Origin of the sequence: Erythrobacter sp. Alg231-14, assembly GCF_900149685.1 — a bacterium.
Taxonomy (GTDB): Bacteria; Pseudomonadota; Alphaproteobacteria; order Sphingomonadales; family Sphingomonadaceae; genus Erythrobacter.
In genome coordinates, this window is record NZ_LT702999.1 from 2,611,713 (window position 1) to 2,638,380 (window position 26,668).

Genomic DNA, 26,668 nt, shown 5'->3' on the forward strand with positions numbered 1-26,668 from the left:
CCCTATATCGAACACCAAATATTTGGAGATCCTTGATGACACACACGATCAAAACCCTTTGCGCCGCTTCTGCCGCTTCGCTTGCCGCATTGGCCGCGACCCCGACTTTGGCCGAAGCGCACACAGAGGCTCAGCCGGTTGTGGCGGAATTGCCCAGCGGCCCTGAAGGCCCTGCCCTTTGGAAAGTTTCCGACGAAGACACGACGATCTATCTGTTCGGTACGGTTCACGCTCTGCCCTCCGACATCGTTTGGTACGACGCAGAGATCGACGCGGCTTTGAACTCCTCGGATACGGTCGTCACAGAAATCAAGATGGATCCCGCAAGCGAAGCGGCCATGCAACAATTGTCGATGCAAAAAGGTCTATCAGCCGACGGAACGAATTTGAGGTCCCTGCTCGATGAAGAGCAAACCGCCGCATACGAAGCCGCTGTCGTGCAATTGGGCCTTCCGATAGAGGCCTTGGACGGGTTGGAGCCTTGGTTGGCCGGTCTAACCTTGGGTGTTCTTCCGCTGGTTCAACAAGGATACAATCTTGAGGCGGGCGTCGATAAAGTCATCCTATCCAAAGCCGGCGACACGCCACAGGACGCGTTGGAAACAGCCGAATTCCAGTTGGGCCTGTTCGATGGTCTGCCACAGGAACAACAAATCGAATTTATGATGGCCGCCGTCGAAGGGATCGATGAAGCCGCCAAGATTCTCGACAGCATGGTTGCAGAATGGATCGAAGGCGACGCCGAAGGCTTGGCCGCGGTTATGAACGAAAACATGGACGATGAAGGCTTCGCCGAAACGTTGCTCTACAATCGAAACGCCAATTGGGCGGAATGGATTGAATCCCGCCTTGAAACAACACCGGGCACGGTCTTTATCGCCGTTGGCGCCGGGCATCTTGCCGGTGAACGCAGCGTTCAAGATTACCTCGCAGAGCGCGAGATCGAAACGACCCGCGTTCAATAAGGGACGCTTACTCAGTGCCAAGGTTTGCCGGTATATTCGCCTCCGTTTGCGTTCTGTTTTTGGCAGCATGCAGCGGGGGTGAACCCGTTTCAGAAGATGTCATCCAGAGCGCCGATGGCAAACCCAATCCGCCATTTTATGAGATCACCAACAGGTTGGGCCGTGTTGAGGGCTGGATGTTGGGCACGATCCATGCGCTTCCGGACGGAACACACTGGCGCACTGCCCCAATTGACGGTGCGATCCGCGATGCCGACCGGGTGCTTGTCGAAGTTGTCGATCTTGGATCTGGGTCGAACATCGCCGAAATATTCAATGACCTTTCTACAACACCCGACATAGGCCCGTTGGTCGATCGCGTGGCCCCCGAGCTTGCCGAGCAATTGATGGCGATGGCGGAGAAGTCCGGCGTCTCCGACGATACATTCAACAACACCGAAACATGGGGCGCTGCTCTTTTATTGGCCCGCGTGGATGCCGTGGGCAAACCGCGCAACGGTGTAGATCGCTACGTTCTATCGCGATTTGAAGGCCGGCCGACATACGGTTTTGAATTGGCTCGTACACAATTGGGTATTTTCGATGGCTTGGCGGAAGAGGATCAGCGCGCGTTGCTCGAAGGAACCATCGAGGAATGGAGCGCTTCTCGCGACAATCGCGGGCATTTGATCCGCGCATGGCTTGATGGGGATGTCGCAGCACTGGAAGCCGCAACGACGAGCGGCATCATGGCCGATCCCGAGCTGCACGATGCGTTGTTGGTGGCCCGAAACAACACTTGGTTTCCCGTAATCCTCACGCAATTAGAAGACAGCGGAAAGCCGTTGATCGCGGTCGGAGCCGCTCATTTGGTGGGCCCTGATGGTTTGACCGCGATGTTGGAAAAAGAGGGATACACCGTCCGCAGGGTCGATTAGGTCACTCCCACCCTCACTTTAGAGTTGAGTTTTCGCCCGTAACCGTTATGTGCCCGCGCTTCGGCGTTCTGGTCATCCCTGGAGGCGGCGCGCCGGAGACTCGATAAGTAAAACACATAAACACGTATTCGAAAGGCTAATGTTATGAGCGACGCTCTCACACTGCCGGCTGAAACGCGCGAACGGGCAGGCAAGGGAGCCTCCCGTGCACTTCGCCGCGAAGGTCGGATCCCCGCTGTTATTTACGGCGGTAAGGAAGAACCCATCACGATCCACGTTGAGGAAAAGGAATTGGTCCGTCAGTTGATGACCGGTCACTTCATGAACTCAATCGTGCAAATCGAGCTTGGCAAGGACACGATCCGCGCCATTCCAAAAGATGTCGCTCTGCATCCGGTCACTGACCGCCCGACCCACGCCGATTTCTTCCGCCTCGCAAAAGGTGGCAAAATTGACGTGAGCGTCCCAGTGGTCTTCATCAACGAAGAAGCATCGCCGGGCCTCAAAAAAGGCGGCGTTCTTAACGTTGTCCGTCACGAACTTGAACTGGTTTGTGATAACGACAAGATCCCAGGCGAGATCGAAATCGACGTCACCGGCAAAGAAGTTGGCGATTCGCTGCACATCAGCGAAATCAAGCTTCCTGAAGGCAGCGAAAGCGCGATCACCGATCGTGACTTCACCATTGCCACGCTGGTTGCTCCATCGGCTCTTAAGAAGAGCGACGACGAAGAAACCGAAGGCGAAGAAGTCGCAGCGGATGCTGTCGAAGCCACTTCGCAAAAAGCAGAGGAAGAAGGCGGCGAATAAGCCCACCTTTCTCAAACCAATCACCAAAGACGCCGGGCTGGGAAACCAGCTCGGCGTTTTTGTTTCGGGATCGCATATCGAAACTAACAGCCTACGCGACCCGACCAGCACCTTGCCCATGCGCCTTTTGAAAAGGGTCCGCTGGCTGCAACCCGCAAAACAAAGCCGTCCCTGCTTGCCCCCAGCAACACAGCCTCTATTTAAGCACCATGCAAATCTGGACAGGCCTTGGAAATCCCGGACCGCGCTACGCGATGCACCGGCACAATGTTGGCTTTATGGCGTTGGACGTCATCGCCGACATGCATGACTTTGAACCCGTTCAGAAGAAGTTCTCTGGCTGGGTTCAAGAGGGCCGCATTGGTTCATCCAAAGTCCTACTGCTCAAACCCGCAACGTATATGAATGAAAGCGGGCGCAGCGTTGGTGAAGCGATACGGTTCTACAAATTGGGCACAGACGCCCTCACCGTCTTTCACGATGAATTGGACATCGATCCGTTTCGGGTGAAGGTGAAACAAGGCGGTGGGCATGCCGGGCACAATGGCCTGCGTTCCATCGACAAACATTTGGGTGCGGATTTTCGCCGCATCCGGCTTGGCATTGGACATCCCGGTCACAAAGAACGGGTCCACGGCCACGTCCTTGGAAACTATGCAAAATCCGAACAAGACGGCCTCGTTGCGATGCTGGGCGCCATCAGCGCCGAGGCGGAATGGCTAGCCAAGGGCGACGATGCCCGATTTATGAATGCCTTCGCCCTGCGTATGCAGGACGCGTAACCACACCTTTCGATTAGAGAGAGACCCTATGCCACAGATCAACCGCCGCACCCTTCTTGCCGGAGCAGCCGCAACGACCGCCCTGACCGCAGGCGCCCATGTCGCCGCTCAAGACGCGGTTGAGGTACGGCCCAACATTGCAAGCAAAAGCATCCTGATCACCGGTTGCTCCACGGGCTTTGGTCGATTGGCAGCAGAACATTACGCCCGCGAAGGCGCGCGCGTCTTTGCTACGATGCGCGACCTCCCCCGCGCAGAGGGAGCCGAATTGACTGCTCTGGCCGCCGCTGAAAATTGGGATCTGCATCTGATTGAAATTGATGTCCTTTCCGATGATCAAGTCTCATCTGGCGTAGCAAAAGCGATGGAGATCAATGGCGGGCCAATCGATGTTTTGATCAACAATGCCGGCATTTCGTTTGGCGGTCCGGTCGAAATCCAAGATATCGAGGCAACCCAACTCACCTTCGACACCAATGTCTTTGGCGCGCAACGGATGATCCGCGCCGTTTTGCCCAGCATGCGTGAAGCGCGCAGCGGGTTAATCATCAACATCACATCGCAATTGGGCCGCGTGATCGCGCCGTCTTACGGCATGTATTCGCCCAGCAAATTTGCGCTTGAGGCGTTGAGCGAAGGGCTCGCCTATGAATTGGTGCCGCATGGTGTCGATGTCACCATCGTTGAACCGGGTGGTTACCCCACGATGATCTGGTCCAACGCGAACACAAATTCGGTCGCCCTGCTGGAACGGTCCGATGACACGCACACATCTGGCTATCCCGCGCTCGTCTCTCGCCTTGGTCAACGCACCGGCGGCGGATCGACCGATCCGATGGACGTGCCGCGCGCCATGGCCGACATTATCGCTCAACCGCCGGGCACACGCCCCCTTCGCGTGCCGGTTCACCCGGGAGGAAAGCCACAGATCGCGATCAACACTCTGACTGCGCAAGTACAGGTCGATTGGCTGGGGGCCAGCCCATTTGGCCCATGGATCAAGGATGTTCACAACGTCTGACTGGTCAATCCGCACGACGGGCGTTAGAGGGCGCGCAATCAATTTTATAAAGAAAGCACACAGCCATGGGTTTCCGTTGTGGAATCGTGGGACTGCCCAATGTTGGAAAGTCCACTTTGTTCAACGCTCTGACAGAGACGCAGGCCGCTCAGGCTGCGAATTATCCGTTTTGCACGATTGAACCCAATGTCGGTCAGGTCGCCGTGCCCGATCCCCGTTTGGACAAGATCGCCGCAATCGCGACAAGCGCGAAAGTGATCCCAACACAGCTTGGCTTTGTGGACATTGCCGGCCTTGTGAAAGGCGCCAGCGCGGGCGAAGGTTTGGGCAACCAGTTCCTAGGCAATATCCGCGAGGTCGATGCAATTGTGCACGTTCTGCGGTGTTTCGAAGACGACGATATTCAACACGTCTCCAACCATGTCGATCCCATTGCGGACGCCGAAGTGGTGGAAACAGAATTGATGCTCTCAGACCTCGAAAGTCTTGAGAAACGCGTCGCAAACGCAGAAAAACGCGGCAAAAGCGGCGATAAAGAAGCCAAGGCGCTCGCAAGTGTGTTGGGCCAAGCGCTCGAATTGCTCAAAGACGGCAAACCAGCCCGCCTTACCGTTCCAGAAGGCGACGAAGAAGAACGCCTGTTCGCGCAGGCGCAATTGCTGACGGCAAAACCGATCCTTTATGTCTGCAACGTCGCAGAAGAAGACGCAGCAGATGGCAACGAGCTTACCGCCAAAGTCTTCGCCAAAGCCGAAGCCGACGGTGCGCAGGCGGTTGTTGTGTCCGCCGCGATTGAATCCGAATTGGTCGAAATGCCGATGGAAGACCGCGAAGAATACCTCACCGAACTGGGCCTAACGGAAAGCGGGCTGACCCGTGTGATCCGCGCAGGCTACACATTGCTGGGCCTGCAGACTTTCTTCACCGCAGGGCCCAAAGAATCTCGCGCATGGACCTTCCCCGCAGGCGCGAAAGCCCCACAAGCCGCCGGCGAAATCCACACGGACTTCGAAAAAGGCTTCATCCGCGCAGAAACGATCGCCTACGATGATTTTATCGAACTGAACGGCGAAGCGGGCGCGAAAGAAGCCGGCAAGATGCGTCAAGAGGGCAAGGATTACGACGTCCAAGACGGCGATATCATGCTGTTTAAATTTAACGTTTGATGGGGTTGCGATAAGGCCGCTGTTGCGGGTGATAGCGGACATTGCTTCTCCGATTAAAACCAAGCCCTCAAACCGATTACCACCTTCAGCCCATTCGGGTCTTCGCCAGCGGTACGAGCTGTGTTGGCCGTTTCTCCGAGTGCGGCCTCGTATTCGATCCCGATATAGGGCGCGAACTCGCGTTCGATCTCGTAGCGCAACCGCACACCCGGCTCGACTTTGGTGATCCCAGCACCGATGCCGCGCTCGGGAATGTCTTGTGCTGACAATTCAACCTCAAGACGCGGCTGAATGATTAACCGCTGTGTGATCCGTTGGTCATACTCGCCCTCCAAGCGCGCCGTTAGGTCGCCGCGATCCGATAAGAACAGCGCGCCGTCGACATGGAACAAGTAAGGCGCGAGGCCTTGCACACCGATGACGAGATGCCCGCGTGTGTCCGCCTCTGGATCAAAACGCACACCCGCTTGCAGATCGAAGAAAGGGCCGATGGCACGGCTGTAGAGAGCCTGTATCTCTGCGTCCTCCAATTCTCCGTCAAACTCGCCTTCACCCTCGGTCTTGATCACGAAGCGGTCAATGTCACCACCGTAGAAGGCCTGCGCGTCCCAGACATACCCGTCCTCGCCACCATCGACGGCGATACGAGCCTCTAGTCTCTCGATTAGAACGCTGCCTGTGCGCATCCCGCCGTTCTCGCGGGCTAGGCTCTCGCGGCTTGGTGCCATGGCCTCGGCACCCCAGATCGCGTCGGCTGCATGGCGAGGGCCATCGAGGGCTCGTGCAGGCACTGCGTCTTCCGGCGCTGCGCCGGGGACAGACTTGTCCGTGGTCACACCGTGCTGGCTATGATCTATTGACCCATGATCCATGGTGGAATGGTCAGTATGGGCGTCCTGATCGCTGTCGCCATGTTCAGAGTGGTCCATGGACCCATGGTCCATTCCGTCATGGCCTTCGTGCTCATCTTTCGGCGGGCACTGTTCGGGCGGCAGGTGCCCCATCGCGCAATGATCGATTTCGGGGGCCATCTCTAGCTGCAGGCCGCTTCCATGAGACGAATGATCTTGTGCCGCCAATGGCGTGCAGAGCGGAACGGCAATCAGTGCCGCACTAGCAAGCAGAAGAACGCGCATCAGCCTAAAGCCCCGTCGGGGAATGGCCGCACCGTTACAACCTGCATCATCCCTGCATGCATGTGATAGAGCAGGTGGCAGTGGAAGGCCCAGTCGCCCGGTTCATTGGCAGTCAGATCAAAGGTCGCGGTGCCGCCCGGCTGGACAACCATCGTGTGCTTTAAGGGTTGGTGCATGTGATCCGCTCCGTTGACCATCTCGAAAAAATGGCCGTGCAGGTGGATTGGGTGCGCCATCATAGTCTGATTGACCAGCTTGACGCGGACACGCTCGTCATAACCGAAGCGGATCGGTTCATCGGTTACGGCAGTGAACTTCTTGCCATCGAACGACCACATATAGCGTTCCATGTTCCCGGTGAGATGTATCTCCATCTCCCGTTCAACCTCGCGGTGCGGGTTCATACGCTTGGCCTTTAAATCGGTGTAGCGCAGCACGCGGTGTGGCACATCGTCTAGGCCGAGGCCGGGGAAGTCCATGCGGTCCATCGGCATCGGCGCGACCATATCGACGCCGGGTCCTGCCTCGACATCATCGGGCAGCAACGAGGTATCACGCATATCGTGGTCCATATTGCCCATATCATGTCCCATCGCGGCATGATCCATCATGCCCATATCGGTCATCGTCAGCGTTGGTATTTCGCGTAGGGCTGGCGGCGTAGCGATGTGGCCGGGATGCGAGGTGAGGCTGGCGACGCCCATGCCGCTGCGGTCCATTGCCTCTGCGACAATGGCATGGCTGCCATCGGACGGGGCGACAATGACGTCATAGGTTTCAGCAACGCCGATTTGGAACTCGTCCACCTCAACCTCGTCCACGTCCTGCCCATCGGTTTGAATGACTGTCATTGGCACGCCGGGGATGCGCACATTGAAGAAGGTCATGGCAGAGCCATTAATAACCCGCAGCCGCACACGCTCGCCCGGTTTGAACTCCAATTGCAGATCATCGGAAGGCCCATGCCCGTTGATAAGGTAGGTGTAGGTCTGGCCTGATACATCCGCGATGTCTCGCGGGTTCATTCGCATCTGCCCCCACATGCGCCGCATCTCGCCAGACATCTCGCCTTCGGTCGCGCTCTGCATCTGGTTTTGAAAGTAGTGCTCTCCAACCTTCAGAAGCCGCATGATCTGGTGCGGGTGGATCGGGGTGAACTCGCTCAAAAGGACCACATAGTCGCGGTCATAGCGTGGGTCAGGGTCGTTGCTCTCAATGATGATCGGGCCGTAATGCCCCGCCTGCTCTTGAAGGCCGGAGTGCGAGTGCCACCAATAGGTGCCATTCTGACGGACCGGAAATTCATAGGTGAACGTCTCGCCCGGCTTGATACCGGGAAAACTGACACCCGGCACTCCATCGAACTGAAACGGCAAGAGTAGGCCGTGCCAGTGGATCGAACTGTCTTCTTGCAGATTGTTGGTGACATTGAGGCGAATGTCCTGCCCCTCGCGCAAACGGATTAGCGGCCCCGGCACTGTGCCATTCACTGCAAAGGCATGCCCAGAGCGCCCACCCGTCATGAGATGCGCATCACCGATTGAAAGGTTGATGTCTTCACCTGACAGTTCGCCAAAGCCTTTGCGTGCGTGCGCCATCGACTGGCCACGAGCCCATTCAGGCATTGCAAGCGATGATGCCGCCGCTAGGGCGGCCGTGCTGGTAATCAGTTTACGGCGAGAAAGTTGAGGCATGTTGAAGGTCATCTCGGTTGAAAGATTAAGAAACCTATATATACCCCCATAGGGTATTTCAATGAGGATCGCGACATGGCCAACGGCACCGAAAATGTTAGGAGCGCCAAGCTGAACCGCCTCAAGCGGATCGAAGGGCAAGTGCGCGGTGTTGCACAAATGGTCGAAGATGACCGCTACTGCATGGACATCCTGCACCAGATAGCCGCAATCAAATCAGCACTAGCGAAGGTCGAGACGCAGGTTCTCAAGGATCACGCGGCATGCTGCGTTGCAGAGGCCATCACCAGCGGTGACGAAGGTGAGCAACGCGAGAAGTTTGAGGAACTCGTGGACCTCTTGGAGCGGACGCGGAAGTAGGATGTGATAATGTCCGTAAATGGGTCGCAAGCGGACATTCTACAATGTCGCTCAATGCCGTCCAAACAGCTTCTCAACATCGTCCATACCCAGCTTCACCCAAGTCGGCCGGCCATGATTGCATTGACCTGATCGCGGGGTTGCTTCCATCTCGCGCAGTAGGGCGTTCATTTCGGTCACGTTGAGCACCCGCCCTGCCCGCACCGATCCATGACACGCCATTGTCGCAAGCACGAGTTCGAGCTTTTCTGAAAGAAGCAGCGATCCGCTGTCCTCTTGCTTCCCATGTTTGGCGATGTCGTCGGCTAAGTCTTGAAGCAGTTTGCCGCTGTCCGCTTTCGCAATCGCAGAGGGCACCGCGCGCACCAACATCGCGGCGGGGCCGAACCGCTCAACCGTCAAGCCAAAGCGCGCTAACCCCTCCGCTGCGTCTTCCAAACGGTCGCAATCTGCCTCGTCCATTTCGACGACGTCAGGCACCAACAAGGCCTGTGATCGGGTCACCGCCTCTTCTGCGCCTGCCGCCTTCAACCGCTCTAGCACGAGCCGTTCATGCGCGGCGTGTTGATCGACTAGGATCAACCCATCGGCGCTTTCCGCCACGATATACGTGTTCGCCACCTGACCGCGCGCTATCCCCAACGGATATTGTTGGGCATTTTCGGGCAGTGGTGCCGCTTCTTCGGCGCGACCTTGCGGTAGAGCTGTGTCTGTATGTGAGGTAGCGGGTGCAGTTCCCCAATCCACACGCGGTTCCGCGACGTGCGATCCGGGTGATGGCTGGTTTTGGGACCAATCGCGGCCTTCGAAAATGGAACGCATTGCTGGCGCTTGCTCGGGCTCTTGCTGCCAGCGCTCCATCGCCGCACGGTCCGGGCCCTGTGCACTGCGCCGGTCGCCTGTGGCCAATGCCTTGCGCAGGCCGGAAACGATAAAGCCGCGCACATGGGCAGCATCGCGAAATCGCACTTCTGTCTTGGCGGGATGGACATTCACATCCACATCTTGCGGTGGAATTTCGAGGAAAAGCGCTAAAACCGCATGGCGATCGCGTGCCAACATATCGGAATAGGCGCCCCGCACCGCCCCCGTTAGCAACCGATCTTTCACAGGGCGACCATTCACAAATAGATATTGATGATCTGCGACGCCGCGATTGTACGTTGGCAATCCGGCCAGTCCCGTCAAACGCATCACCCCGTGCGGCGTTTCCCGCTCCAACTCAATTTCAACCGCGTTGTCTTTCAGTTCCCGCGCAACAATTTGCGAAACACGGGTCGCCAACCCTTCGTCAACTTGGGTCGACAACGCCTTGCGGCTTTTGCCTTCTGATCCGTTTTCCAAAGTGAACGCGATTTCGGGCCGCGCCATCGCAAGCCGCCGTACGATATCGAGGCATGCAATGTATTCACTGCGCGGGGTGCGTAGGAATTTGCGACGCGCAGGGACCTTTGCGAATATTTGCTCGACCCGAACTCGGGTGCCGACGGGCAGCGCTGCGGGACCATCTTCGATTAGTTCGCCGTGATCGATGACTTTGCGCCACCCATCATTTGCGCCTGCCACACGGCTTTCCAATGTCATCCGCGCGACACTGGCAATGGATGGCAACGCTTCCCCACGAAATCCGAGGGAAGACACCAATTCGATCGCCTCATCCGGCAACTTCGAAGTCGCATGCCGTTCCAATGCGAGCGCCATGTTGTCAGGGTCCATCCCACACCCGTCATCGGTCACTTCCAAACGGGTCAATCCACCATCTGTCAACGCAACACCGATTCGCGTCGCACCGGCATCAATCGCGTTCTCGACCAGCTCCTTTAATGCCGCAGCGGGCCGTTCAACCACTTCACCAGCGGCAATTCGGTTCACAAGAGCGTTGGGAAGGCGGCGAATTTGGGGCATTTGTCGCAATCTAGACTGCACACGCCGCAAATTCGAGGGCTACGGGGGAAAATACTCGTTCCCGTCAACAATAATTTTAGCCTTTTTGACAAGGTTTCGCTAGGCGTCATGGGTCTTGTCAATTTTGGGATCAATTGCGGGCACCCGGCTGATTCAGAGGAAACCACCGCAAACACGATCCCGCTACGGAAAAAATAAAAAATGAGCTTTTTTGCCAATCTGTTCAAATTTGGGTCGCAGAACATGGCCATCGACTTGGGGACCGCCAACACGCTTGTGTATGTGCAGGACCAGGGCATCATCTTGGACGAACCATCGGTTGTCGCGATCGAAACCATCAACGGTATCAAACGCGTCAAAGCGGTGGGCGATGATGCGAAGATGATGATGGGCAAGACCCCGGACACCATCGAAGCAATCCGCCCTTTGCGTGATGGCGTTATCGCCGACATCGAAATCGCGGAAGAGATGATCAAACACTTCATCCGCAAGGTGCACGGCAAACGCAATCTGTTCCGCTATCCCGAAATCGTGATTTGTGTGCCGTCGGGCTCTACATCGGTTGAGAAGCGCGCCATCCGCGACGCGGCGTCCAACGCCGGCGCATCCGAAGTGCACCTTATCCTTGAACCAATGGCCGCCGCTATTGGCGCCGATATGCCGGTTACTGAACCGGTGGGTTCGATGGTCGTAGATATTGGTGGCGGGACAACCGAGGTTGCGGTCCTATCCTTGCGCGGATTGGCATACACTACGTCGGTACGCACAGGCGGCGATAAGATGGACGAAGCCATCGTTTCCTATGTCCGTCGACATCACAACCTGCTGATCGGCGACGCGACGGCGGAACGCATCAAAAAGGATTACGGCATCGCCATGATCCCAGAAGACGGCGCAGGCGAAAGCATCACGTTGAAGGGCCGCGATCTTGTGAACGGCGTGCCCAAAGAAATCACTATCAACCAGGCACACATCGCAGAGGCTCTTTCGGAACCGATTGGTGCGATTGTCGAAGGCGTTCGGATCGCGTTGGAAAACACCGCCCCGGAATTGGCCGCCGATATCGTGGATCAAGGCATCGTTCTGACCGGCGGCGGGGCATTGATCCGCCGTTTGGACGAACATCTTCGCGAAGAAACCGGTCTGCCTGTTTCCATCGCCGAAGACCCGTTGACCTGTGTTGCGATCGGCACGGGTCGGGCCATGGAAGATCCGATTTATCGCGGCGTCTTAATGACAGCCTAAATTTCGTTCCACGCACAATTCGCGCGGGAGTTAACACTACTAGGGACTGGACAAACCCATGGCGCCGCCAACATCGCGTCGATCGGGCTTTTCGAAAAAGCAGCAATATTCGGTCTTTACCGGGTATCTGTTGGCGACGCTTGGCGCCTTAGTCGGATTGGGTCTTCTGGCGATATCTCTTTGGCAACCATCCTTGTTCCAACCGTTGCGCGGTGCGGCCACCGATGCAGTCTCTCCCGTAGGACAAGCGACTGCCACGGCCCGTGCGGGCGGTAACAACACGTGGGATACGATATCGGGCTATTGGAACGCGGGCGGGCAAAACGCCGAATTGCGCCGGGAGGTGGAGATTGCCCGAATCCGATTGGCCGAAGCCGAAGCGGTAGAAACCGAAAATCGTCGATTGAAGGCCTTGCTTGGTCTCGCAGACGAGGAAATTACTCCGATTGTGTCTGCGCGCTTGGTGGGCTCCAGCGCGTCGAGCGCGCGGCGGTTCGCCTATATTGGTGTTGGTGAAAGCGACGGCGTGGCCACGGGTATGCCGGTCCATTCCGAACGAGGCGTTATCGGACGTGTTTTGGAAACGGCGCGCGGTTCGTCGCGTGTCCTGCTTTTGACTGACAGCGAAAGCGTGCTGCCCGTGCGGCGGGCATCGGACCAAACGGTGGCCTTCGCAGAGGGGCGCGGTGATGGCTTACTGCGCATTCGCCTCATCAATCTGGGCCTCAACCCATTAGAGATCGGCGATGTCTTCGTGACGAGCGGCGCCGGAGGATATTACCGACCTGGTGTAGCGGTTGCTGTGTTGAGCGAAATTACATCAGATGGCGGAATCGCTCGGTTGATCGCGGAACCTTCGGCTACAAATTACATCGTTGTTGAGCCGATTTACGAACCGCTGGCTGTGGAAGCATCCGGCGTGCGTGAACGCGACGACCTTAGCGAACTGGAATCCGCCGCAACCACGGATAGCGGATCGGGCGAAGCCGGTTCGGATAACGGAGCAAGCACCGGGTCCGATGCGGAGCCGGGTGAGTGATCGATCGGCTGGCCACCCCGCATCAACGCCGCGCCTATGGTAGAGGCGGCATCAACCGCGTTACATCGCCATGGCGCGCCAACACCGTGCCATACGCCTCCATCATGCTGGGATCGCTGTTGCCAATATGGATATTGGCCGATGTGATGCCCGTCGCCCCGCCATTGGGGTATATGATTTTCCTGTGCTGGCGAGTGATGCGGCCGGGGCTGATGCCATTGTGGGTGGGCGTGCCGTTGGGCGCGTTCGACGATCTGTTCAGCGGGCAACCGTTTGGAAGTGCCATTTTTCTTTGGTCCATCACGATGATCGCGCTCGAGTTGATCGAAACACGGTTTCCATGGCGCGGTTTTTGGCAGGATTGGTTCACCGCCGGTCTAGCCATGATCTTGTATGTCATCTCAGCTATGGTGGTTTCTGGTGCATCTGTGACTGAACATTTGGTGGTGGCCGCGGTGCCACAGATGATATTTTGCGTCCTTCTCTACCCGCTATTTGCGCGGTTGATCGCTTGGTTGGATAAATTCCGACTGTCCCGATCAAGGAGGATCGGTTGACCCGGTTTTTTAGTCTCAAAAACGGCGCAAGACGGGCGCAAAACAAACGCGCATCATTCGTCAACGCATCCACATTGAAACATACATTCGACCGGCGCGCCGTGGTTGTCGGCGGGTTGCAATACGGCGTGGGCATATTGTTGGCCGCGCGTATGGGCTATCTCGCCATAGCCGAGAATGAAAAATACCGGCTGGAATCCGAAAGCAATCGGGTAAACCTCACCTTGATCCCGCCGCGACGGGGTTGGATCCTGGATCGCAATGGCGCCCCGCTCGCCTCCAATCGTGCCGATTTCCGCGTGGATGTCATCCCGGAACGATTGACCGATGCCGACGCAATGTTGGATCAAATCGGTGGGCTACTTGGGCTGGAACCCGATCGCATCACTGACCTCAAAACCGAAGTCGCCGCTTCGCGTGGGTTTGCGCCAATCGAGGTCGCCAGCGGATTGGATTATGAACAATTCGCCGCGCTCAGCGTGCGTCTCCCCGATATGCAGGGCGTGGTTCCCCAACGCGGTTTTTCTCGGTTCTATCCGACCGCATCCAGCGTGGGCCATCTGATCGGCTATGTTGGTCCCGCCAACGCCGAAGAATACGAAGAAGACCGCAATCCCATCTTGATCACGCCGGGCCATAAGATCGGCAAAGACGGATTGGAGAAACAGTTTGAACAGGACTTGCGCGGGGTGCCGGGTGCTCGCCGTGTCGAAGTCACCGCCGGCGGACGGATCGTGCGCGATCTGGAAACGCGCGACGATATTCAAGGCGATCCGGTTCGGTTGACCATTGATGGTCCCCTACAAGATTACGCCGCGCGCCGGATCGGCCTTGAAAGCGGATCGGTCGTGGTGATGGATTGTCTCACCGGCGACCTTTTGTGCATGGCGTCCATGCCCAGTTTCGATCCGAACAGCTTTTCCGACGGGATCGGGAGTGTGGAATATTCCATGTTGCGCGAAGATCGCCGGGTGCCATTGCGCAACAAGGTTTTGAAAGGTCTCTATCCACCGGGATCGACCGTAAAGCCGATGCATTGCATGGCATTCTTGAAGGCAGGGGTAAAGCCAACCGATACGATTGTGTGCGGCGGTGGGCGGCGGATCGGCAATCGCTTCTTTAACTGTCACAGCAATCACGGCGTTGTCGATATGGACAAAGCCATTGCCCAATCGTGCGACAGCTATTTCTATCATTTCGCCCAAGCTGTTGGCTTTGATCAGGTTGCGACGATGGCCAAGGACCTGGGCATGGGTCAGGAATTTCCGCTGCCCGTCACCAGCCAGTTTTACGGCACGGTCCCGACACCGGATTGGAAATTCAATAAGTTCGGACGCGAATGGCAACCGTTTGACACAGTGAACGCGTCAATCGGGCAAGGGTATTACCTGGCCAGCCCTTTACAATTGGCGGTGATGAGCGCGCGTCTTGCCACGGGTCGTCGGCTTAACCCGCGTTTGATCCTTGGTGGGGTGCAAGAAGATCCGCTCAGCTACAATTTCAACAGCGAGGAAATCGGCCATATCCGTCAGGCCATGAGCAATGTCGTCAACGGTGCGGGCACCGCTCGGCGCGCGCGCCTGCCCCTGCCCGACGTACAGATTGCGGGCAAAACGGGCACGGCTCAGGTTGTTTCATTGAGCGTTTCAAACGGCCGCACGGGACCATGGAAATATCGCGATCACGGCCTCTTCACATTCTTCGCGCCAACCGAAAACCCCCGATACGCCGGGGCCGTTGTGATTGAACACGGCGGTGGTTCGGGTTCCGCCTATCCCATTGCTCGTGACGTGATGACATTCTTGTTTGACCCGCAAAAAGGGTTGGATGCGCTCAGATCGCTCGAACAACAATGGGGCGGCACCGCACAGGAACGGTTGGAGAAGAATTACGCAGCATACGCCGCGGAAAGAGGCGCAACGGTTGCGCCCCCTCCCCGTCGCGACGAAGAGATTTTTGACAGGGTCGAGGCAGAAGCCCGCGTTGCCGCGCAGCAATCTGAGAAAATTGCCGACGAATTTGTTGCTCCGCGCGAAGGGCAATACTGATGCAAAGCGCACGCGGCGGCATTATCCCCGAACCCATCGCCCGACAGCCATGGAGCATGTTGATCCCCTTGTTTCTGCTGGTCGCATTCGGGGCTGCGGTTCTGTATTCGGCGGCGGGCGGTTCAATGACCCCCTATGCTTCATCGCATCTTATCCGGTTCAGCGTGTTCTTGGTGATGGCATCGGTGATCGCATCGTTACCCCGCAATTTTGTGCGGTTCATGACCTACCCCGCCTATATCGTCGTTTTGCTGATGTTGTTGGCGGTTGAAATTTTGGGTCAGGTGCGCGGCGGCAGTCAGCGGTGGCTGGACCTTGGGTTTATGGATCTTCAGCCATCCGAATTGATGAAACCCGTGATCGTCGTGACGTTGGCGCATTACTTCTCAAGCCTTCCCGTCGGTATGATAGCCAGTTGGCGGGCATTGGTCGTGCCGGGGGCATTGATCGGCATGCCCGTCGGTCTGGTATTGCTGCAGCCGGATTTGGGAACATCACTTGCGATTGTGTTCGGCGGCGGCGTCGTCATGTTGTTGGCAGGATTGCCGATGCGTTGGTTCTTAACCGGCGGAGCGGCAGCCATCGCAGCAGCGCCGCTGGTGTTCTTCTTTGGCTTGCAGGATTATCAACAGCGCCGGGTGATGACGATGTTCGACCCCGAAGCCGACGCGCTGGGCGCTGGATATCACATCGCCCAATCCAAAATTGCGATCGGATCGGGCGGCATCTTTGGCAAAGGGTTCAACAACGGGTCGCAAAGCCATTTGCAATATCTGCCCGAACCCCACACCGATTTCGTTTTTGCCACTATGGCGGAGGAATGGGGTTTGGTCGGGGGGCTGTTTGTGCTCGCCGTGTTCAGCATTATTTTGCGCTGGGGCTTGTCCGTTGCGCGGGACAACAGGGATCGGTTCTCCAACTTGCTCGCTGCCGGCATGGCCGCGACGATATTCTTCTACATCGCGGTCAATTTGTTGATGGTCATGGGAATGGCCCCGGTCGTTGGCATACCGCTTCCGTTTATGAGCCATGGGGGGTCATCAATGATGACCAACATGATTTGTATCGGCGCGATGATGATGGTCAATCGGTGGAACCGCAACGCCCCGCGCGGCGGCTTATCGAGCTAGGCGGGAGCGTCAGACCCTCGGATCAAATCCGAACCAAGCCCAATCTTAACGCCTTCACAACCGCACCAACACGGTCGCTAACGTCCAATTTGACGTAGATCCTTTTGGAATAGGTTTTCACCGTGTCCGGCGACAAATCGAGGATCGTAGCAATGGCGCTGACCGATTTTCCCTTAGCGGTCCACGTCAACACTTCGATTTCTCGTTCGGACAAAGCGGGGACTTGGGCACTCTCATCCAGCAGAATACAGATCCGTTGATGGCACGATTGCGCCACGCTGCGAACAATGCCCATTGGACCGCTGGGCACCTCTGATACCGCTCGATCGAAATCAAACGCGCAATACGCGTCGCGGCCGCCCGGACCAAACAACGGAACACCAAACCCGTGGATCAATCCGTGGCGCAGCATCTGGGAAAAATATGCGTCATTGCCCGGACTGTTCTGTCCGGCGTCCATGGCATCTTTCCAGGTCATCATCCCACCGTGGCGCAAAACCCGTTGCGGAATGGGGTCGTCCTTCCGGAATTCCTCATCCTGATAAAGCGCAAGCCATTCCGGGCTGTACCCCTCGGTGTAGACAGCGGGCGTCTGGGAAGTCGGTTCGTCGAACAACGGTGTCACGTGATAACTCATGCGGACGACGCCTTGTGCCCAGCAAGTATCGCGCGCGAAACGGAGCACCGCGCCGATGTCGGTCAAAGCCTCGATCTGGTCGAAAAACCGCTGCATGATACATCTTGTTACCATAAGTCCCCCAATTGGGCGACTTTCCGTAAACGTAAACATCGGCCAGAAGCCGCGCAGGCTCTGAGGAGCTCCCGGCGTTCGGGTCGCAAAACCGAAACAATCGGCACGTAGTTGAACGCTTAAGTCCTGACGGCAGAAGCGCACCCCCCAAATGGCGCTGATTGCCGTCAGGCACCTGTTTTAACGATGAGAGTTTTGATCATGACCCGCTTGCGGAACGCCAAAAATCGCGTCTGTCGCACCCTTCTTGCCTGGCAGCGGAGGCCAACCCCAGAACAGTATGCGACCACCGATGATATGGAACGCATGGCCAAAGTATTGATCCGCCACCGCTCGGAGGGGTACGAAACAACCCTTCGCCAGTTGCACAAAATCTCCGATATGTCCCAACCCAAAGCCTTGACCGTGATTGCGCAACTCGAAAACAGCGGGATTATTGCGATCGACCACAATATTGGCGATGCCTTTGAATCCGTCGTGATCGTAGACGCAGACGCACAGTCGCGTCTGGATGCGGTGATCACCCAAGGACAAACCAAAGGCGGAAAAGTGGCTGCGTGACCGCAGCCGAATACGGTGGTCATTTGTAGTATGACCGTTATACGCGCCATTCGTGATTCGGATGGGATGACAAAGTCCCCTTCCCCATGAGGCACCGATGGAATGGATCGGTACGGACGCATAGCTCAGTTGGTAGAGCAGCTGACTCTTAATCAGCGGGTCGTAGGTTCGAACCCTACTGCGTCCACCACCATCATCGATAGAGGCTTTCCCTTCCAACAGTCCTGCATAGAACGGTCTTTTGTGACGCCGCGATCACATCTGATAGCACATTCGATAGGTTGCCATCACATTATAATGTGATAAATAGCCACAATGAGCACATCGATCATCACACGCGTCCGCACTCTCATTGACAGCGGCGAGATGACCAAAGCCGGCTTGGCCCGCGCTGCTGGTCTCCATGCAAACACTTTGCGCGAGGCGACGGAGCCGGATTGGAATCCGACCGCCGACACTCTCGCCAAACTCGAATCGTTCTTAGACGCCAATGACGACAGCCCTGTTCTTGTCGGTATCGAAGAGATTATCGACGAGGCGCGCAACGGCAGAATGTACATTCTGGTCGACGATGAAGATCGCGAGAATGAGGGCGACCTTATTATCCCGGCACAGATGGCAACGCCGGCGGCCGTAAATTTCATGGCGACGCATGGGCGCGGCCTGATCTGTCTCGCTTTGGATAAGGCACGCGTCGATCAACTCGCGCTGGAACCGATGAGCCGCAACAACAAAGAAAGCATGCAAACCGCCTTCACCATCTCGATTGAGGCGAAAGAAGGCGTGACCACCGGCATTTCCGCAGCGGACCGTGCGCGCACCATCTCGGTAGCGATTGACGCGACAAAGGGACCGGATGACATCGTCACACCTGGCCATGTCTTCCCTCTAACCGCACGCGACGGTGGCACTTTGGTGCGCGCCGGTCACACAGAGGCGGCGGTCGACATCTCACGCTTGGCCGGGTTGAACCCCAGCGGCGTGATCTGTGAGATCATGAACGAAGATGGGACGATGGCGCGTCTCGAAGATCTCGTGACCTTTGCGCGCAAACATGGGCTTAAAATTGGCACCATTCGCGATCTGATCGCCTATCGCATGCGCAACGACCATCTGGTTGAGCGCTTGGGTGAGCGGAATTTTGAAAGCGATTATGGCGGGCAGTGGCGTTTGATCACCTATCGCGATCGCGTCGCCAACAGCGAAGCTTATGTACTACAAAAAGGGCACGTCTCCGCCGATGAGCCTACCCTTGCCCGGGTTCACCCCATTTCGGTCTTCGACGATATCCTTGGCGCACCCGGCCCGCGCAAACGCACTTTGCAACGGGCGATGGATGCAATTGGCGATCACGGATCGGGCGTGATTGTCATTCTAACCCAACGTGTCGGTTCAAGCGGCGAATGGACTCAGGATGAGGAAATCCGCAACATTGGCATCGGCAGTCAGATTTTGGCCGATCTGGGCGTGAACGAAATGGTTCTCTTGTCCAATTCCCGACCTGACCTTGTCGCGCTAGACGGTTACGGCATCACGATCACCGATCACAAATCTATTCCGGAGTAATCCCCATGGCCAAATTCCTAATCGTCGAAGCCCGTTTCTATGCCGCGCTCAACGACATGCTTGTCGCCGGGGCAAAGGCCGCTCTCGAAGCGGAGGGACACGAAACAGAAGTCCTCACTGTGCCGGGTGCCTTAGAAATTCCGGGCGCCATCGCCTTGGCTGCGGAAAGTGGCGAATACGACGGTTTTGTCGCGATCGGCGTCGTCATTCGCGGTGAAACCTACCACTTTGAAATTGTTGCCGGGGAAAGCGCGCGGGCGATCATGGCATTGACCATGGATGGTATCGCAATCGGCAATGGCATTTTGACTGTAGAGAACGACGATCAAGCCTTGGTACGCGCCGATCCAGCGCAGAAGGACAAAGGCGGCGAAGCGGCAAAAGCGGCAATCGCGTTGCTGAAATTGGCAGAACGATTTGACCGCTAGGTAAGAGAATTGCGCCCAAAAGACGTGTATCGGCCGTTTTTAGGCCCGAAATAGGTGTTTCTACGGATACAGTTCTTCATAAGAGCAGCCTAACAATCGGTAAGCAAAGCAATTCCAAAAAACCCGGGTCGCACTGGATCGGATACAAACGTGATCAACCTGACAATCGGCGAAACGCTCGAACTGCAAGACTGTAGAAGGGCGCTCGAACGCACCCTTGATCGGCTTGACCATTTGGGCGCTGGCCTCGCAGCCATCCACGTCAATGCAGCGATAGAACAATTGAACGGCAATCTCGAAGCCATCGTCAAATTGTGTCAGGAGCAAAGCCCGACACCATCTCATTGCGATGATTTCAATTGGGATCACATTGGGAACGGCGACATCCCCAGAGTGACGCACTAGGTCACTTTTAAAGCCAACACATTCATAGCGTTAATGGCGAACGCGCGTGACCTACGCGCTTTTCCGTAATGTGCAGCCCTAAGTCCTTCGCCTAATAGGCGAGAGGGGCATTTCTGATCAATCTGATCGACCAATTTGGTGTCTGCCCCCAAGTGGAGACCGTCTTGGCGTCAGCCAGCATCCTTGTGCGCTGCAATTCAAATGGGCCTATCCCCGTGCCGTTCGGCGCGGCCCATCGCCATGCGACCAACCGCGCCCCTCTAAGGGAAGATGCAGCGCCGCAGTCCGTTACCTCGGCATCGTCGGTGCGGTCATGAACGAGCTCAAAGACGGGCGCTTGTTGGCCGATCTGCATATCCAAGACGCAAAGCAAGCCGAAGAGGCGGGTCTAAACCTCGACAGTTTGGCCGATCAACTGGCCATGATCGCCAATGAACTGCGCCGCGGCGAACATTCCACACCGCAAAAAGAAGATCCCACTGCGCCGATAAAGCCGGTTCGCTTGGCCAGCGGTTTGAGCGATCACGCCCATCCCGTCCATGCCCATCCAACATCGGAAACCCGGTTGGGTCATCATGATCCTCTAACACAGCGGGCAATCTACGCCGCCGCCGCTCGTCAGGTGTACGATAAAAGACGTCGGCGCACCGCGTTGTTTGGCAATGCAGAGTTGTTCGGGGAGCCTGCGTGGGACATCCTTCTCGACCTGTATATCGCGCATGCCGAAAAAAAACCCGTCTCTGTGTCCAGCGCATGCATTGGTTCTGCGGCACCGCCGACCACAGGCCTACGATGGTTGGGTGTGTTGGCGGAAAACGATCTAATCCTGCGCGAACACGACCCCGAGGATCAGCGCCGAGTTCTGGTCCGGCTAACCGATCGCGGCATTGCATCGATGGATCAATACTTCTCTGGCGCGGGAACGTCGATTTAGACGCTCCCGCTTGTCCAGACGGCCGGGCCTGTTCCTACCCACCCTGTGATATCGGGCTCGGCCTATTCCTTGCCAAAGCCCCGGATCTTACGCGGATAGAGCGCCGAAACAGCCACGCCCGGCATAAACCGCGCTGTCGCCCAATTCCTCTTCGATGCGGATCAACTGGTTGTATTTTGCCAACCTGTCCGACCGCGCAAGCGAACCGGTTTTGATCTGACCGCAATTGGTCGCAACCGCCAAATCGGCGATCGTTGCATCTTCTGTCTCACCCGAACGGTGGCTCATTACCGAAGTGTAGCGGGCGCGTGTGGCCATATCGACAGCGGCCAAAGTCTCGGTCAGGGTACCAATCTGATTGACCTTCACCAAAAGCGAATTGGCCAATCCTTTGTCGATCCCGTCGGACAGCCGCGCCGGATTGGTCACAAACAGATCATCTCCGACCAATTGGACCCGATCGCCAATCATTTGAGTGACGGCGGCCCAGCCTTCGAAATCGTCTTCGTCCATACCGTCTTCGATCGAGCGGATCGGATAATCATTGCACAATTTGGCAAGGTATTCGGCCATTCCGGCACCGTCGAGGCTAAGCCCCTCGCCCGAGATTTCGTATTTGCCGTCGCGATAGAATTCCGTCGCGGCGCAATCGAGGGCTAGGACGATGTCTTCACCTGGTTTGAACCCAGCCTGTTCCACCGACGCCATAATGAAATCGAGCGCCGCACGTGTGCTGGCCAGATCAGGCGCAAACCCGCCTTCATCGCCCACACTCGTGGCCAATCCTTTGTCCGAAAGGCCTTTCTTGAGCGTGTGGAACACTTCTGAGCCCCAACGAACCGCTTCGGCGATGTCAGGGGCGCCCACTGGCATGATCATGAATTCTTGGATGTCGATCGGATTGTCAGCGTGTTCTCCGCCATTGATGATGTTCATCATTGGCACCGGTAGAACATGCGCGGATACGCCGCCCAGATACGAATAGAGCGGAAGACCCCGCGCATTCGCCGCGGCCTTTGCAACTGCAAGGCTAACGCCCAAAATGCCGTTTGCGCCCAATCGTGCCTTGTTCGGGGTGCCGTCCAAAGCGATCAACGAAAGGTCAATGTCGCGTTGATCTTCGGCGTCGAACGCCCCGATCAACAAATCGCGCATTTCCGTGTTCACGGCCTCAACCGCTTTTAGAACGCCCTTGCCTTTGTAACGATCGGCGTCTCCATCGCGCAATTCAACCGCTTCGTGGGCGCCCGTAGACGCGCCAGATGGCACTGCAGCGCGGCCAAAACTGCCGTCGTCGAGCAAAACGTCCACTTCGACGGTGGGATTGCCCCGACTGTCGAGAATCTCGCGTGCATGGATATCAATAATGGCGGTCATGTTTGTCTCCGGCCTGAAAGTGTGCTATGTCAGTAAGACACCGGGTTTGAAACCAATTGGTCCAAAACCGGCCCCGCATGTTCCGCTCCCCTATTCATCGGAACCGCGTGGCGCAAGCTGCGTATTTTTTACATATCACACCTGCGCGTTTTCGCACTGGCAAAGCGCGCAAAGGAAGGGCAAAGAGAAACTATGGCAGACACTAAACCAACAAAGACGCCGGCTAAAACTCCGGCAAAGACAGCGGCCAAACCGGCGGCGAAGCGCACAACCAAACGCGCCGCCCCGAAAACGACTGCGAAAGCGCCGGCGAAATCAACCGCTGCGAAGAAGGCTGCGCCGAAAAAAGCCGTAGCAACAGCGAAATCAGCGGAAACAAACACCAACACCACCGGTGGTGAGGCAAAGAGCCGTTTCAACGCCGCGTTGGAAGAAGCCAAAGCAGGCGCCATGGCATTGCGCACCGAAGCAGAGAGCCGCGCCGAGGAATACCGTGATCAGGCCAAGAGCCGAGGAGATGATTTGATGAACGACGCCAAAGTATACGGCGATAAAGCCCGCACTCGCGCTGGTGAATTGGCAACCGAAGGCAAGACCGCCGTCTCCGATGGCATCTCTACACTCGGTAAAGTGGTTAGCGACACCGCCGATCAGATTGATGATCGTTTCGGCGAAGAATACGGCGACTACGCGCGAACCGCATCGCGCAGCCTGGCCGAAACATCGGCCAAGCTCGAAGCGAAAAGCGTCGAGGAATTGGGCGACGATGCCCGTGAAATGGTCCGTAAAAGCCCAGGCGTGGCTCTGGGCATTGCGGCGGTCGCTGGGTTCTTGATTGCACGCATGTTCCGCGGATCAAACGACTAACGCTTACGCGCGTCTGGCTTGGGGGCCGTTGAATGGAAGAAACAGATCGGCACCCGGACACAGATGCATCTGTGTCCGGATCCGCCCCCGGCCTAGACGCGCACCCGGCCTTTGAAGAATCGCTGACCGACGAATTGGCGGCGTTGATCGATGATGGGCGCACCTATCTCGAAGCAGAGGCCGCGTTTCAAAAGACCCGCGCAAAACTGGCGGGTAAAAGCGTCGGCATTGTCGTCGTTTGTGCCATTCTCGCGCTTATCCTGCTCAACATCGCATTTCTCGCGCTTGCGGTTGGATTGGTTATCGCGCTCGAACCGCTCGTGAACATTTGGTGGGCCATTGCGATCGTGGTCGGCGCCCTGTTCCTAATTGTTGGCGCGCTGGGTTGGATTGCATTTCGCCGCGTGTCGTTGCTGTCCGCAATCTTTGCATCAAGCGACGACACAAAACATGCGGACAGTGAAGCATGAAGCTCGACAAACAGTTCATCCAAGACCGAGCGCTTCGCAACAGCGCGCGCGCCGTCATCATGGCCGATATCGAATACGCCCGGACCAGCTTCTCCGCCAAAGGTGTCGCGACCCGTGTTGGTGGTCGGATTGGCGATGGGGCGAAGGATGTCTTCGAAGTCGCCAAAACCCATTCCGACGATAAGCGCGGGATCATCGCGCTTTTGATCGGCGCCTTTCTTCTATGGCTGGCGAGAGAGCCGATTTTGGAGATCGTAGGCTTGTTGAATGATGATGCATTCGATGATGACAGCGATATCTCTGCGGAAACCGAATCCGAAGACACGCCTGAAGAAACCGGTGATGGCGAAACTGGCGAACCCGATGCCGATGACGTCCAAGACCCCGCCGAGCCAACACCGCAACCAAATCCGCAGCCAACCCCCGTATCAGAAAAGCCATCCGGAGATGATGATGAGCAGTGACAGCCCCACCCCTTCCGCAAACCGCTCTGACAAGCGGGATGAATTGCGCGCAAAGATTGAAGCCAGCGAGCGCCGGATCGCTGAACGCACCCTCGCCGACCAAGCAGAAGAAGTAATTGGTGCGGCGTCATCCTATGTAAAACAAAACCCTCTTACGGTATTAGGCGGCGCCATTGCCGTTGGCATCCTTATCGGCGCGATGACAAAACCGGGTCGCCGCGCAGCACGCAACGCGGCCACAGGCGCTGTGGGTGCAGTCGGCGGCGCTGCGGACGCAGTTGGCGGAGCGGCAAGCGGCGCGGCAAAAAGCGTGGGCAGCGCAGCGCGCAAACGCGGCAACGCCTTTGGTGCTCTTTTGGCCGACGCGATTGTCGCCTACGGCATAAAATTGATCGATGAGGCGATGGACACCGCGCGATCGGGTAAAGAAGCCGCCGAAGACATCAGCGACAGCGCAAGCGCAAAGGCGCGCGAACTGCGCCGTGAGGCCAGCTATGCCGCCGGCACCGCAGCTGACAAAACTCGCACAGTAACCCGGCGCACCCGGCGTAGAGCCGAGCGCGCGGTGCGTGATTTGACCGACCGGGTCTCGAACTGAGCAACGATTAAGCCGGGCCCGCGGTAAACACACGGCTTGTTATCACCGCGTGGTGCGCTAAACGGCGCCCATAATTGCGGGCGCATCGCCCATACCTGGGGCAAAGAACCGGATCCCAGGCCCGGAACATCGTTCAAAAGGATCGATCACATGGAAGAAACCACCACAGAACAACGCCTGCACCTTGTTATGGGCGGCAAAGTCAAAGACCCTCGTGGACACGATTTTCAGGATCCTGAGAGTGTCCATGTGGTTGGCGTGTTCAGTTCATACGATGCCGCCGTTGACGCATGGCGCGCGCAGGCACAGCGGACCGTGGATGATGCCGAAATGAAGTATGTTATTGTGCACATCCATAAGCTTCTGACACCAGAAAGCTAAATGGTTCCCGGCCTCACACAACATTGTTCCAATGGAATACACCCTTCGACCGTTCCGTGATGGCGATGCGGTATCGCTCGCATCGCTAACCCTGGCCGCGATCCGCGCGGTGGGTTCGGCGCGCTATAGCGCCGAGCAGGTTGACGCGTGGGCCGCGCACCACCCCGGCCCCGAACGATTCTTGGAACGCGTCGCCATAGGCCATGCCATCTTCGTTGCCGCCGATTCAAACGACATTGCCGTGGCCTATTCATTGTTGGAACCGCCGATTGAACAATCTGGCGTCAGCAGCGGGCATCTCGACATGCTCTATTGCCATCCCGACCACACGCGGCGCGGCCTTGCAAACCTGCTTTTGACCAAAGCAGAAGAACAAGCTCGATCAAGCGGCGTGGAACGCTTGTTCACCGAGGCCAGCGAATTGGCAAAATCTGCTTTTGAGAAAGCGGGATACGCGGCAACCGGTCGCCGGGACTTCACCATAGAAGGGCCCGGCGGATCGGTTCCGATACACAATTACGCGATGGAAAAATCTCTTATTATCTAAAAGACTTTTCAGCCATTCTTCAGATGAATTCGATTTTCTCTACCAAATAGAATTTATCGCCCGATGGCACGGTCACTTCGATTTCTTCTTCGACCTGTTTGCCGATCATGGCGCGTGCCAACGGCGAACTGAATGAAATGCGACCTGCGGCGGCATCCGCTTCAGTTTCACCAACAATCTGATACCGGATTGGCTTGTCATCATCGTCCAGCAATGTGACGGTCGAGCCGAACACGACTTTATCGCCAGTCAAAGTTGTCGGATCGATGATTTGAGCACGGCTAACCTTGCTCTCAATATCGCCAATCATGGCTTCGACCTGACCCTGACGCTCTTTGGCGGCATGGTATTCGGCGTTTTCTGACAAATCGCCGTGCGCGCGAGCTTCCTCAATCGCATCGACAATCCGTGGGCGTTCGTCGCGCAGCGCCTTGAGGTCTGCCATCAGACTCTCATACCCCTCCGCCAGCATCGGAACCTTATCCATGGTCGTTTCTTTCGTTTTCTTCGGCCCTCGCCCGAGCATTTGTAGTCATTTCGACCT

Annotated in this window: 29 protein-coding genes and 1 tRNA gene; 24 read left to right on the plus strand and 6 right to left on the minus strand. The window is 56.9% G+C overall.

Going from position 1 to position 26,668, the window contains the following annotated elements:
- Positions 1-35 precede the first annotated feature (35 nt).
- From BQ8290_RS12510 to ychF, 6 genes are all read left to right on the plus strand, one after another.
- Positions 36-965 carry a TraB/GumN family protein gene (locus BQ8290_RS12510; RefSeq protein ID WP_108790805.1) on the plus strand — a complete coding sequence of 310 codons (930 nt, stop codon included), beginning with the start codon at positions 36-38 and terminating at the stop codon, positions 963-965.
- Positions 966-979: 14 nt separating this feature from the next.
- On the plus strand, positions 980-1,882 hold the full coding sequence (locus tag BQ8290_RS12515) for a TraB/GumN family protein (protein WP_337661389.1): 903 nt from the start codon (positions 980-982) through the stop codon (positions 1,880-1,882).
- A gap of 144 nt (positions 1,883-2,026) precedes the next feature.
- Positions 2,027-2,692 carry a 50S ribosomal protein L25/general stress protein Ctc gene (locus BQ8290_RS12520; protein ID WP_108790809.1) on the plus strand — a complete coding sequence of 222 codons (666 nt, stop codon included), beginning with the start codon at positions 2,027-2,029 and terminating at the stop codon, positions 2,690-2,692.
- Between the two features lie 209 nt (positions 2,693-2,901).
- Positions 2,902-3,474 carry an aminoacyl-tRNA hydrolase gene (gene pth, locus BQ8290_RS12525; RefSeq protein WP_108790811.1) on the plus strand — a complete coding sequence of 191 codons (573 nt, stop codon included), beginning with the start codon at positions 2,902-2,904 and terminating at the stop codon, positions 3,472-3,474.
- 28 nt (positions 3,475-3,502) lie between these two features.
- Positions 3,503-4,495: an SDR family NAD(P)-dependent oxidoreductase gene (locus BQ8290_RS12530; protein WP_108790813.1), complete on the plus strand. Its 993-nt coding sequence runs from the start codon at positions 3,503-3,505 to the stop codon at positions 4,493-4,495.
- Positions 4,496-4,560: 65 nt separating this feature from the next.
- Positions 4,561-5,661: a redox-regulated ATPase YchF gene (ychF, locus tag BQ8290_RS12535; protein WP_108790815.1), complete on the plus strand. Its 1,101-nt coding sequence runs from the start codon at positions 4,561-4,563 to the stop codon at positions 5,659-5,661.
- A gap of 53 nt (positions 5,662-5,714) precedes the next feature.
- On the opposite strand, the gene BQ8290_RS12540 is transcribed toward ychF, so the two are convergent.
- Positions 5,715-6,797 (minus strand): copper resistance protein B, encoded by a 1,083-nt coding sequence (locus BQ8290_RS12540; protein WP_108790817.1) that lies wholly within the window; start codon positions 6,795-6,797, stop codon positions 5,715-5,717.
- Positions 6,797-8,491: a copper resistance system multicopper oxidase gene (locus BQ8290_RS12545; RefSeq protein WP_337661390.1), complete on the minus strand. Its 1,695-nt coding sequence runs from the start codon at positions 8,489-8,491 to the stop codon at positions 6,797-6,799. The genes BQ8290_RS12540 and BQ8290_RS12545 overlap by 1 nt, the downstream gene beginning before the upstream one ends.
- A gap of 75 nt (positions 8,492-8,566) precedes the next feature.
- Between BQ8290_RS12545 and BQ8290_RS12550 the strand changes: the two genes are divergently transcribed.
- A complete protein-coding gene (locus BQ8290_RS12550; RefSeq protein WP_108790821.1) occupies positions 8,567-8,851 on the plus strand; it encodes a metal-sensing transcriptional repressor in 285 nt (94 codons plus the stop codon).
- 51 nt (positions 8,852-8,902) lie between these two features.
- Here BQ8290_RS12550 and mutL read toward each other — a convergent pair whose 3' ends face one another.
- The gene (gene mutL, locus BQ8290_RS12555; protein ID WP_108790823.1) at positions 8,903-10,756 is read right to left on the minus strand and encodes a DNA mismatch repair endonuclease MutL; all 1,854 of its coding nucleotides are present in this window, start codon (positions 10,754-10,756) and stop codon (positions 8,903-8,905) included.
- A 201-nt stretch (positions 10,757-10,957) separates the two neighbouring features.
- On the opposite strand from mutL, the gene BQ8290_RS12560 reads away from it, so the two are divergent.
- The 5 genes from BQ8290_RS12560 to rodA all read left to right on the plus strand — a co-directional run bounded on the left by BQ8290_RS12560 (position 10,958) and on the right by rodA (position 16,775).
- Positions 10,958-12,001, plus strand: coding sequence for a rod shape-determining protein MreB (locus tag BQ8290_RS12560; RefSeq protein WP_108790825.1), 1,044 nt, complete (start codon positions 10,958-10,960; stop codon positions 11,999-12,001).
- A gap of 58 nt (positions 12,002-12,059) precedes the next feature.
- On the plus strand, positions 12,060-13,040 hold the full coding sequence (gene mreC, locus BQ8290_RS12565; RefSeq protein ID WP_108790827.1) for a rod shape-determining protein MreC: 981 nt from the start codon (positions 12,060-12,062) through the stop codon (positions 13,038-13,040).
- On the plus strand, positions 13,037-13,597 hold the full coding sequence (locus BQ8290_RS12570) for a rod shape-determining protein MreD (protein WP_108790829.1): 561 nt from the start codon (positions 13,037-13,039) through the stop codon (positions 13,595-13,597). Before mreC ends, BQ8290_RS12570 begins: the two co-directional genes overlap by 4 nt.
- Positions 13,598-13,671: 74 nt before the next feature.
- Positions 13,672-15,645, plus strand: a complete 1,974-nt coding sequence (gene mrdA, locus BQ8290_RS12575; protein WP_337661512.1) for a penicillin-binding protein 2 — start codon at positions 13,672-13,674, stop codon at positions 15,643-15,645.
- Positions 15,645-16,775, plus strand: a complete 1,131-nt coding sequence (gene rodA, locus BQ8290_RS12580) for a rod shape-determining protein RodA (protein ID WP_108790833.1) — start codon at positions 15,645-15,647, stop codon at positions 16,773-16,775. Before mrdA ends, rodA begins: the two co-directional genes overlap by 1 nt.
- Before the next feature lie 22 nt (positions 16,776-16,797).
- Here the strand turns inward: rodA and BQ8290_RS12585 are convergent, their stop codons facing one another.
- Complete coding sequence (locus BQ8290_RS12585) at positions 16,798-17,508, minus strand: helix-turn-helix transcriptional regulator (protein ID WP_337661391.1); 711 nt, start codon at positions 17,506-17,508, stop codon at positions 16,798-16,800.
- Positions 17,509-17,727: 219 nt separating this feature from the next.
- Between BQ8290_RS12585 and BQ8290_RS12590 the strand changes: the two genes are divergently transcribed.
- The 6 genes from BQ8290_RS12590 (at position 17,728) to BQ8290_RS15220 (ending at position 21,420) form a co-directional block, all read left to right on the plus strand.
- The gene (locus BQ8290_RS12590; RefSeq protein WP_337661392.1) at positions 17,728-18,087 is read left to right on the plus strand and encodes a hypothetical protein; all 360 of its coding nucleotides are present in this window, start codon (positions 17,728-17,730) and stop codon (positions 18,085-18,087) included.
- A 114-nt stretch (positions 18,088-18,201) separates the two neighbouring features.
- Positions 18,202-18,277 (plus strand) — tRNA-Lys (locus BQ8290_RS12595).
- Between the two features lie 125 nt (positions 18,278-18,402).
- Positions 18,403-19,653, plus strand: a complete 1,251-nt coding sequence (gene ribB, locus BQ8290_RS12600) for a 3,4-dihydroxy-2-butanone-4-phosphate synthase (RefSeq protein ID WP_108790839.1) — start codon at positions 18,403-18,405, stop codon at positions 19,651-19,653.
- A gap of 5 nt (positions 19,654-19,658) precedes the next feature.
- Positions 19,659-20,081: a 6,7-dimethyl-8-ribityllumazine synthase gene (gene ribH, locus BQ8290_RS12605; protein ID WP_108790841.1), complete on the plus strand. Its 423-nt coding sequence runs from the start codon at positions 19,659-19,661 to the stop codon at positions 20,079-20,081.
- 150 nt (positions 20,082-20,231) lie between these two features.
- A complete protein-coding gene (locus tag BQ8290_RS12610; RefSeq protein ID WP_108790843.1) occupies positions 20,232-20,486 on the plus strand; it encodes a hypothetical protein in 255 nt (84 codons plus the stop codon).
- Positions 20,487-20,799: 313 nt separating this feature from the next.
- Positions 20,800-21,420 carry a winged helix DNA-binding protein gene (locus BQ8290_RS15220; protein ID WP_337661393.1) on the plus strand — a complete coding sequence of 207 codons (621 nt, stop codon included), beginning with the start codon at positions 20,800-20,802 and terminating at the stop codon, positions 21,418-21,420.
- Positions 21,421-21,507: 87 nt separating this feature from the next.
- On the opposite strand, the gene eno is transcribed toward BQ8290_RS15220, so the two are convergent.
- Positions 21,508-22,797, minus strand: coding sequence for a phosphopyruvate hydratase (gene eno / locus BQ8290_RS12620; RefSeq protein ID WP_108790845.1), 1,290 nt, complete (start codon positions 22,795-22,797; stop codon positions 21,508-21,510).
- Between the two features lie 192 nt (positions 22,798-22,989).
- Between eno and BQ8290_RS12625 the strand changes: the two genes are divergently transcribed.
- From BQ8290_RS12625 to BQ8290_RS12650, 6 genes are all read left to right on the plus strand, one after another.
- Complete coding sequence (locus BQ8290_RS12625; RefSeq protein WP_337661394.1) at positions 22,990-23,664, plus strand: hypothetical protein; 675 nt, start codon at positions 22,990-22,992, stop codon at positions 23,662-23,664.
- Positions 23,665-23,696: 32 nt separating this feature from the next.
- Entirely contained in the window at positions 23,697-24,134 is a 438-nt protein-coding gene (locus tag BQ8290_RS12630) for a phage holin family protein (RefSeq protein WP_108790849.1), read from the plus strand.
- Complete coding sequence (locus BQ8290_RS12635; protein WP_108790851.1) at positions 24,131-24,598, plus strand: hypothetical protein; 468 nt, start codon at positions 24,131-24,133, stop codon at positions 24,596-24,598. Before BQ8290_RS12630 ends, BQ8290_RS12635 begins: the two co-directional genes overlap by 4 nt.
- Positions 24,582-25,196, plus strand: coding sequence for a hypothetical protein (locus tag BQ8290_RS12640; protein ID WP_108790853.1), 615 nt, complete (start codon positions 24,582-24,584; stop codon positions 25,194-25,196). The genes BQ8290_RS12635 and BQ8290_RS12640 overlap by 17 nt, the downstream gene beginning before the upstream one ends.
- Before the next feature lie 150 nt (positions 25,197-25,346).
- Positions 25,347-25,577: a DUF4170 domain-containing protein gene (locus tag BQ8290_RS12645; RefSeq protein WP_108790855.1), complete on the plus strand. Its 231-nt coding sequence runs from the start codon at positions 25,347-25,349 to the stop codon at positions 25,575-25,577.
- 31 nt (positions 25,578-25,608) lie between these two features.
- Positions 25,609-26,124 carry a GNAT family N-acetyltransferase gene (locus BQ8290_RS12650; RefSeq protein ID WP_108790857.1) on the plus strand — a complete coding sequence of 172 codons (516 nt, stop codon included), beginning with the start codon at positions 25,609-25,611 and terminating at the stop codon, positions 26,122-26,124.
- A 19-nt stretch (positions 26,125-26,143) separates the two neighbouring features.
- Here the strand turns inward: BQ8290_RS12650 and greA are convergent, their stop codons facing one another.
- Positions 26,144-26,650 carry a transcription elongation factor GreA gene (gene greA / locus BQ8290_RS12655; RefSeq protein WP_337661395.1) on the minus strand — a complete coding sequence of 169 codons (507 nt, stop codon included), beginning with the start codon at positions 26,648-26,650 and terminating at the stop codon, positions 26,144-26,146.
- Positions 26,651-26,668 lie beyond the last annotated feature (18 nt).

Excerpts from the sequence above, each read along its gene's own strand:
- BQ8290_RS12560 (WP_108790825.1), top strand. The coding sequence starts at position 10,958 with ATGAGCTTTTTTGCCAATCTGTTCAAATTTGGGTCGCAGAACATGGCC.
- BQ8290_RS12650 (WP_108790857.1), top strand. The coding sequence starts at position 25,609 with ATGGAATACACCCTTCGACCGTTCCGTGATGGCGATGCGGTATCGCTC.
- rodA (WP_108790833.1), top strand. The coding sequence starts at position 15,645 with ATGCAAAGCGCACGCGGCGGCATTATCCCCGAACCCATCGCCCGACAG.
- BQ8290_RS12635 (WP_108790851.1), top strand. The coding sequence starts at position 24,131 with ATGAAGCTCGACAAACAGTTCATCCAAGACCGAGCGCTTCGCAACAGC.
- BQ8290_RS12590 (WP_337661392.1), top strand. The coding sequence starts at position 17,728 with ATGACCCGCTTGCGGAACGCCAAAAATCGCGTCTGTCGCACCCTTCTT.
- BQ8290_RS12520 (WP_108790809.1), top strand. The coding sequence starts at position 2,027 with ATGAGCGACGCTCTCACACTGCCGGCTGAAACGCGCGAACGGGCAGGC.
- BQ8290_RS15220 (WP_337661393.1), top strand. The coding sequence starts at position 20,800 with ATGAACGAGCTCAAAGACGGGCGCTTGTTGGCCGATCTGCATATCCAA.
- BQ8290_RS12640 (WP_108790853.1), top strand. The coding sequence starts at position 24,582 with ATGATGATGAGCAGTGACAGCCCCACCCCTTCCGCAAACCGCTCTGAC.
- BQ8290_RS12540 (WP_108790817.1), bottom strand. The coding sequence starts at position 6,797 with ATGCGCGTTCTTCTGCTTGCTAGTGCGGCACTGATTGCCGTTCCGCTC.
- BQ8290_RS12625 (WP_337661394.1), top strand. The coding sequence starts at position 22,990 with ATGGCAGACACTAAACCAACAAAGACGCCGGCTAAAACTCCGGCAAAG.
- BQ8290_RS12630 (WP_108790849.1), top strand. The coding sequence starts at position 23,697 with ATGGAAGAAACAGATCGGCACCCGGACACAGATGCATCTGTGTCCGGA.
- BQ8290_RS12530 (WP_108790813.1), top strand. The coding sequence starts at position 3,503 with ATGCCACAGATCAACCGCCGCACCCTTCTTGCCGGAGCAGCCGCAACG.
- mreC (WP_108790827.1), top strand. The coding sequence starts at position 12,060 with ATGGCGCCGCCAACATCGCGTCGATCGGGCTTTTCGAAAAAGCAGCAA.
- eno (WP_108790845.1), bottom strand. The coding sequence starts at position 22,797 with ATGACCGCCATTATTGATATCCATGCACGCGAGATTCTCGACAGTCGG.
- BQ8290_RS12545 (WP_337661390.1), bottom strand. The coding sequence starts at position 8,491 with ATGCCTCAACTTTCTCGCCGTAAACTGATTACCAGCACGGCCGCCCTA.
- greA (WP_337661395.1), bottom strand. The coding sequence starts at position 26,650 with ATGCTCGGGCGAGGGCCGAAGAAAACGAAAGAAACGACCATGGATAAG.
- mutL (WP_108790823.1), bottom strand. The coding sequence starts at position 10,756 with ATGCCCCAAATTCGCCGCCTTCCCAACGCTCTTGTGAACCGAATTGCC.
- BQ8290_RS12585 (WP_337661391.1), bottom strand. The coding sequence starts at position 17,508 with ATGCAGCGGTTTTTCGACCAGATCGAGGCTTTGACCGACATCGGCGCG.
- BQ8290_RS12510 (WP_108790805.1), top strand. The coding sequence starts at position 36 with ATGACACACACGATCAAAACCCTTTGCGCCGCTTCTGCCGCTTCGCTT.
- ribB (WP_108790839.1), top strand. The coding sequence starts at position 18,403 with ATGAGCACATCGATCATCACACGCGTCCGCACTCTCATTGACAGCGGC.
- ychF (WP_108790815.1), top strand. The coding sequence starts at position 4,561 with ATGGGTTTCCGTTGTGGAATCGTGGGACTGCCCAATGTTGGAAAGTCC.
- pth (WP_108790811.1), top strand. The coding sequence starts at position 2,902 with ATGCAAATCTGGACAGGCCTTGGAAATCCCGGACCGCGCTACGCGATG.
- BQ8290_RS12550 (WP_108790821.1), top strand. The coding sequence starts at position 8,567 with ATGGCCAACGGCACCGAAAATGTTAGGAGCGCCAAGCTGAACCGCCTC.
- BQ8290_RS12645 (WP_108790855.1), top strand. The coding sequence starts at position 25,347 with ATGGAAGAAACCACCACAGAACAACGCCTGCACCTTGTTATGGGCGGC.
- ribH (WP_108790841.1), top strand. The coding sequence starts at position 19,659 with ATGGCCAAATTCCTAATCGTCGAAGCCCGTTTCTATGCCGCGCTCAAC.